Origin of the sequence: Paenibacillus sp. 2RAB27 (assembly GCF_052115445.1) — a bacterium.
Taxonomy (GTDB): Bacteria; Bacillota; Bacilli; order Paenibacillales; family NBRC-103111; genus Paenibacillus_E.
Genome location: NZ_JBFRGR010000040.1, coordinates 41,076 through 47,364 on the forward strand (window position 1 = coordinate 41,076; position 6,289 = coordinate 47,364).

The window sequence follows — 6,289 nt, forward strand, 5'->3', positions numbered from 1 at the left end:
TCGATCCGGGAATACAGGCTATATAGATGTATATGAAAGTTCAATCGCTTCTCATGCGAACAATTCACTCGGTATGTTATAATATTGCTTATCACCTTATTGGAGGCATCCTTATTTATGAAAATTTATGTCATCCTCTCTTTTGATGGGGAAACACTTGAGAATGTTTATGTCGGTCCCGACGAGGAAAAAGCGCTTGCGTTTAAACCGGCTGATTTTGAAAATTGCGATGCACTCTTTGTGGAAATTTGGGAAGACGGGGAAAAGACCGATGATTTCCGTTTAGAAGAAGAGGAAGAATTGGAAGAAGATGATGTACAATATGAGGACGTGGATCTGGTTAACGAAGAAGACAATGAGGAAGAAGTGAAATAAGTTTTCCCTCTATATCACATAGAAAGGACGATTACATATGGATTATGCGTTCGCTATTGAACCGGCTGCGTTTACTCGTTTTGATGAAGAGTCCGAGCTGATCGAGCAATGTAAAGAATGGGGTTTAGTTTCTGAAAAAGCGGTAAAAGCGAAAGCCTTTTTCTATAAAGGGAATAGCCTTAATGTGGCATGTAATATCGTCGGTCTTGTAGATCCGATGACAGCTGTCATTGAATTGGATACGAAGCAGTTGCACTGCATTCATCCTTCCTACTTGAAGGAAATGCAAGCAGCGAACTATAGCCAGCGTGGTGCGGCTCTAGCTGAAGATGCTGCTGTTGCGGATGAATTGGAGACTGCTGAGCCGGAAGAAAAGCCAGCCAAAGCTGCAAAAACGGCGAAAGCTGAAGTTACAACTGAAGATGGACAAGCTGCTCCTGCTGAGAAAGCGCCTGCTAAGGAAAAAACGAAAAAAGAGAAAGCCCCTAAACTGGAGCTTCCTGAAGAAAAAGTGAAAATGAAGGCAACGGTTATGGAGTTTACGACCGTGCCGAACAACTTCTCAGACACCGATGATGAAGTCATCATCTATGAAACTGTATCCATTCTGGATCCAGCTTTGGACATCGGCACTGCGTGGTCAAGCCACAGCGCAACACTCAAAAAGCTCGAACTCGCCGTCGGCGACATCGTCACTTTCGAGTGCAAAATCGTCGCGAAGAAGCTGAGTAAGCACCCGGTGCCGTATAAGATCAACAATCCGGGAAAGATGCAGAAAGTAACGGAATAAGGAAAAGGAAGAGCTTCAGCCCCTTTTTGGGGGCTGGAGTTTTTTTGGTTAGCGGGGCGGGGGCCGATTGCGCGGCTAGAATTCTGATGCTGTGGAGGGGATAATGCCCAAAAAGGGCCTTATTTCCTCGCGCGCCGACCGGCGAACTCACAATAGCGCCTAAAAGGGCGCTATTGCCTTGGCTGCGCTCGCTTCCCTGGCGTTTCAGGTACTTTAAAGCCTACACAACCTTTCTCACTGCATAAACTCATCCTCTTCCACTTTAATATTTCAAAACTTAGCTACTCCACACATTATCCCCTCCAAACATACACGATTCACACTTACACATATGGGAAAGAGCTACATGGACACAAAATACACACCAACTAGAAGCTAGATTTGTTCTTGAAATCAACTCAATCTGACCCAAAAGGGATATATCGAGAGTTATTTCAGTTTCCCCCTTCCCTACTACTCCACTTTCTGTTGCCAAAGGCACACTCCAAAATCAACCCCTACATGCTATAATTAGCACTAAGAAAGGTGCTGATCAGATGGCTCCCAACCTGACAACCATGCAGCCGGCAGAAACGATCGGCATGCTTGCGGATTATCATTTCCCGCCATATATTACGTTAGCTCATATGTTCCATGCCCCTCAGGGATGGGCGATACGCAACCGAGAGATGACGCAGTTCATCCTGCAATATGTCGTCGATGGTTTTGCTCACTATCCCGTTGGCGACATTCCCTATGAGACGCGCCGCGGGGATCTCTTATTTCATCGTCCGAATGAACGCCACTCGATTATCAAAGAGGACCACAGTCCTTATGTATGTATTTCACTTGTCTTCCATTTTGGTACGTCTGCGTTCCCTTACGAGGAACTCTTTAAACATAAGCATCTGCTCGGTAATTTCGCGGATCATCCGGTAGAAACGATGCTATCCCAGCTTGTTTCGCATTATCGCCAACCAGGACTTGTGCATCAAATGCACTGTCAAAGCTTACTCATGCGTATTCTTGCTGAAGCCGCGCAAGCTTTCGAAACGGGAACAACCCGCGCCAAAACTGACGCAATCACGATGCCCAAACTCGTCTTAATCAAAAACTATCTCACCGAGCACTACAACCGCGAAATTCAAATTAAAGAACTGGAAGACGTTTCGGGCCTGAGCAAAAATTACATTTTGACCTTATTCCGCCAACATGTCGGCATGTCTCCTATGCAGTACTTGACGTGGATTCGCATTAACAAGGCCAAGGAGTTGGCCATACACAGCAGCMTTTCCTTCAGTGAGATCGCGGATCGTGTCGGCTATTCGGATGTCCACACATTCGGGCGTATGTTCAAGAAAAAAACGGGGCAAAGTTTAACCCAGTTTTGTTCGAATTTGATCTATTCTTAGCTCGTTGGGACGCGGCTGGTCGGGCACTACTTTGGATTGCTGCTCCCCCCTCCCACGCAAATTAACTGGAAAATCTTTGGTTGGCACCTCATTGCCCACATAACAAAAAAGCCGTCCCCCATCCATCTACTTGGAGGAACAGCCTCATCTTCACTTATGCACGCMAATATTCCGTATGCGTATACCGGTAAGTCTTCGGTACTTGCTTCGTACCTATCGCGAATGCGCCTTTCGGCTGATACTCGTATGGTTTTTCACCTGACGTGTAGGCCGCTTCTTTGCGCTTTTCGATACAATCGACGAGCATATGCTGCTTCAACGATAGATACTCTAGCGTATGCGGACCATATTCCGCTTCAATTTCACCTGGGCGGAACTCGTAGTACACGGTACGGCGAAGCGCATTGCCATCCCCCTCAGGTGAGCCATGCAGCAGCTGAATATTGTGGAAAATGACATCCCCAGGATTCATTGGCACGGGTACAGCATCGCTGACATCGAAGCCTGGCAGTGCGCAGCGTTCCTCGGCAACCTCAGCTGCCCAATGGTTTGAACCAGGAATAACCCACAAGCATGACTTCAGATCCGCCTCATCCAAATAAAAATCAACATTGAAGATCGGCCGTGGATCTGTACAGCCCTCAGGCACTAACGCATCGCGATGCCAAGGCACGCTAGCCGCCTGATTCGGGATTTTCACAACTAGGGAATCCCATGTAGGAATGAAGTTAATCCCTTGAATCTTCGCAACTGATCGCAAAATAAACGGATGCGCAAGCAAAGCCTTATTCGCTTCTTGCTTGTCGATAATATACTCTGTCCGCCAGTATTTGCGTTCACCATTTTTCCTCACACGGTACAGATAATCCTCGTCACCACTACCAGCCATTCCAATGTCAACGGCCTTCATCGTTTGCTCCTGCAGGAGTCGAAGCTCCTCTCCAACTACCGCATTCCGAATAACAAGGAAACCATTTTCTAAGAAAAACTGCGCTTGCTCGCTTGTAATTTCATCTTGCAGTAAAGCATCAGCTTCAGGAATATGAATCTTTTGTTGGCTCATGCGAACAACCTCCTCAAATAACTTTGATACCTTTACTTTACTGCAACGGTTAGCGAAAATCTTTAGTCTAAACAGGCATAATGGTTGCCAAAAGCACACTGTCCACTTTGATATTCTTGCTTCCAGATCGGGTGGACAATCCTTCCGGAGATGCCGACCTCGATTTCATTGCTCTCTTGCAAACCATATGAAGTACCAAATTGCGATGCGCGAGCTTGGTAGTACTGCAGTGGCAGTCGATTAAGCCGCGTTGGGTTGGGTTGGGTTGGGTTGGGTTGGGAATGCTCAAGCCAAATAACTGGAAAACCTACAGCTAATCTGGAGGAATTAACGCGATAATTTGTTTTAGATGGAAATTATGTAGTTAATTTACTCAAATTTGACCATTACGACAAAAAAGACTGAATTTAACTGTATGAAATCCATCTAATGTCTGATTAGACGGAATTTCATGGAAATTAACTGGAGGAAATACATTTATTCGCGGCGAGTAAGGCAGATGTCGCAAAGTGCAAACTCTACTCTACTCTACTCTACTCTACTCTACTCTACTCTACTCTACTCTCAGCCCCATACTAGCTAATCTTTACTCTTCACTCCCTACCCACTCACCATCACACTATCCATCTCCAAACCTGATCCACTCTCAACACCAACTGAAACAAATCCATCTATCCGCCGCTGAAACGTGCTCCCCCAAAAACTAAAAAAACACCAGACCATGTCGGGTGCTTCACACTGGGTAGTCCCAGTCATTATGATGTGATTCTACTCGCCTAATGTTTCAATCTTCTTCTCGCTTCGAGCTCCTGCTTCAATGCTTGTTCCACCAACTCGGCCATCATATCGAATTTCTCAGCAACCGTGTAGGGAGACAAAGCCCCGCAGTGCGAACAACGCTGCATATGGAGTTCTGTTGGTTTGGAGCACGATTTGCAAGTAATCATGAGATGTTGTCMCCTTTGTGTAAATAAGATATATCCATTATACACTTCTGGCACGTATCCCACACCTTTAGTTCGTGCGGAACGTTCGTGGAGAGCTTCCGTATTTCTGCTTGAATGCTCTTTCGAAATGCGTTAATGTGTTGAAGCCTGAGGCGAAGCAGATTTCAGTAATCGGAATGTCCGAAGCTTGCAGAAGTGATTTGGCAAATTGCAACCGTAGCCCTTGCAAGTAGTTTTGGAACGAAATACCTGTCATTTTATGAAAAACGAGACTAAAATAATTCGGCGCCAATCCAGCTTGCTTAGCAGCATCTTCCAAACGGAGTTCTTCCCGAAAATGATGATGCATATAAACAAGCGCCCGCTGAAGCGTTGAAGACTGAGACTGTGTAACCTGCAACTCTGGCTGATCTTTACGTTCGTGATAAGTTCGAAATAAGTTCAAAAGGATCCGCTCGAAAGCCCCTTTGATCAGAATAGCATGTCCTGGCTTCTTTAATTGAACCTCATCACGTATCAGTTGAAACTCGGACTCTATAATCTCATGATGCGTCTCGTTCAGATCTACCATATATTCCGCAACTTGCCCAAACATGAATTCCCGCAGTTCTTGATCGAGCAACTCTTCATCAAACACTAGATTATAAAGTTCCATCGGCTCATTTGGATACGAATAGATTTCGTGGAAATCAGCAGGAGTTAGTAGAAACAAGCTGCCTTTCCGCAGCTCATGCTCGGTTCCATTCACAACATTCTTACCTCTGCCTCGAACTACAAAGCAAAGCTCATAGAATTCGTGCCAATGTAGTTCATGGTACTTATTGATATACTGAAAGTAAATTTGAAAGGAGGAAGCAGGATGAATAAATTGTTCATTCGTTAGTCTTACCGGTTGTTTTTTCATCCAAGTCCTCCTCATCCCACATTTCGTTTAGAATGAATGAATGAATACTTAATCTCTTCTATTATACATTCGCGTAACTATTTCCTGCTAAGTCTTTACCGCGAGCGAGCCATACTTTGAAATTTGGATTTTTGTCCGCGTAGACCTTCGTATCCGTAGAGAAATAGCGCATCGTATATCCGCAGCGACGGAATTCACTCTTGTTCGGATCCGCACCATGAATAATTCGTGAATCATGCAAGGAACATTGACCTCTTTGCAGTTCAAAATGAACGGCAGTCGATGTATCCATATTCTTGATTTGCGTAGTGAAGAGATTCTTGGCACCATCTACTTTCTCATACTCAGAGAACCCATTACTGTGTGTGCCTGGAATAACTTGCATGCAGCCATTTTCCTTCGTGCTATTATCGATGGCTAACCATATTGTAATAATATTATCGAAGTTACTAACGCGGCCCTTCCAATAAGCAGAATCCTCATGCCATGGCGTCGCTCGTCCAACGAATGGATCCTTACATATAAAGTGAGAAGACCACAAACCAATGTTAGGTCCGATAATAGGCTCAACGAGATCCAATACTTCATCAGCTAAAAGATACTGTAATAGACGCTCTTCACGGAAATGCGGGGTGTCTAACTCGTCTGAGAGCTTGCTGCCTTTTTGCTTCAGTTGATCTTCAAACAGCTCCGTTAATTCGGTTAATTTCTCTGGGGAGAATACTTGCTTCTCATAGAGAAAATACCCATTCTTTTTATAAAACGCGACTTCTTCTTGYGTTAATTTACTCATTGTAGCCCCTCCTGAAAGTGTAATCT

The 6,289-nt window shown here is 44.9% G+C and carries 7 protein-coding genes; 3 read left to right on the top strand and 4 right to left on the bottom strand.

Translation table 11 applies throughout. From position 1 onward, the window contains the following. Positions 1-117: 117 nt before the first annotated feature. The 3 genes from AB4114_RS31050 (at position 118) to AB4114_RS31060 (ending at position 2,556) form a co-directional block, all read left to right on the top strand. Complete coding sequence (locus AB4114_RS31050) at positions 118-375, top strand: hypothetical protein (RefSeq protein WP_441991877.1); 258 nt, start codon at positions 118-120, stop codon at positions 373-375. Between the two features lie 37 nt (positions 376-412). Then, complete coding sequence (locus tag AB4114_RS31055; RefSeq protein ID WP_441991878.1) at positions 413-1,165, top strand: hypothetical protein; 753 nt, start codon at positions 413-415, stop codon at positions 1,163-1,165. A gap of 536 nt (positions 1,166-1,701) precedes the next feature. Further along, positions 1,702-2,556, top strand: a complete 855-nt coding sequence (locus AB4114_RS31060) for a helix-turn-helix transcriptional regulator (RefSeq protein ID WP_441991879.1) — start codon at positions 1,702-1,704, stop codon at positions 2,554-2,556. 154 nt (positions 2,557-2,710) lie between these two features. Here AB4114_RS31060 and AB4114_RS31065 read toward each other — a convergent pair whose 3' ends face one another. The 4 genes from AB4114_RS31065 to AB4114_RS31080 form a co-directional block, all read right to left on the bottom strand. Continuing rightward, complete coding sequence (locus AB4114_RS31065; protein WP_441991880.1) at positions 2,711-3,619, bottom strand: phytanoyl-CoA dioxygenase family protein; 909 nt, start codon at positions 3,617-3,619, stop codon at positions 2,711-2,713. A gap of 776 nt (positions 3,620-4,395) precedes the next feature. Next, a complete protein-coding gene (locus AB4114_RS31070; RefSeq protein WP_171634938.1) occupies positions 4,396-4,566 on the bottom strand; it encodes a hypothetical protein in 171 nt (56 codons plus the stop codon). A 67-nt stretch (positions 4,567-4,633) separates the two neighbouring features. Further along, the gene (locus AB4114_RS31075) at positions 4,634-5,470 is read right to left on the bottom strand and encodes a helix-turn-helix domain-containing protein (RefSeq protein ID WP_441991881.1); all 837 of its coding nucleotides are present in this window, start codon (positions 5,468-5,470) and stop codon (positions 4,634-4,636) included. Positions 5,471-5,531: 61 nt separating this feature from the next. Further along, positions 5,532-6,263: a phytanoyl-CoA dioxygenase family protein gene (locus AB4114_RS31080; protein ID WP_441991882.1), complete on the bottom strand. Its 732-nt coding sequence runs from the start codon at positions 6,261-6,263 to the stop codon at positions 5,532-5,534. Between the last annotated feature and the right edge of the window lie 26 nt (positions 6,264-6,289).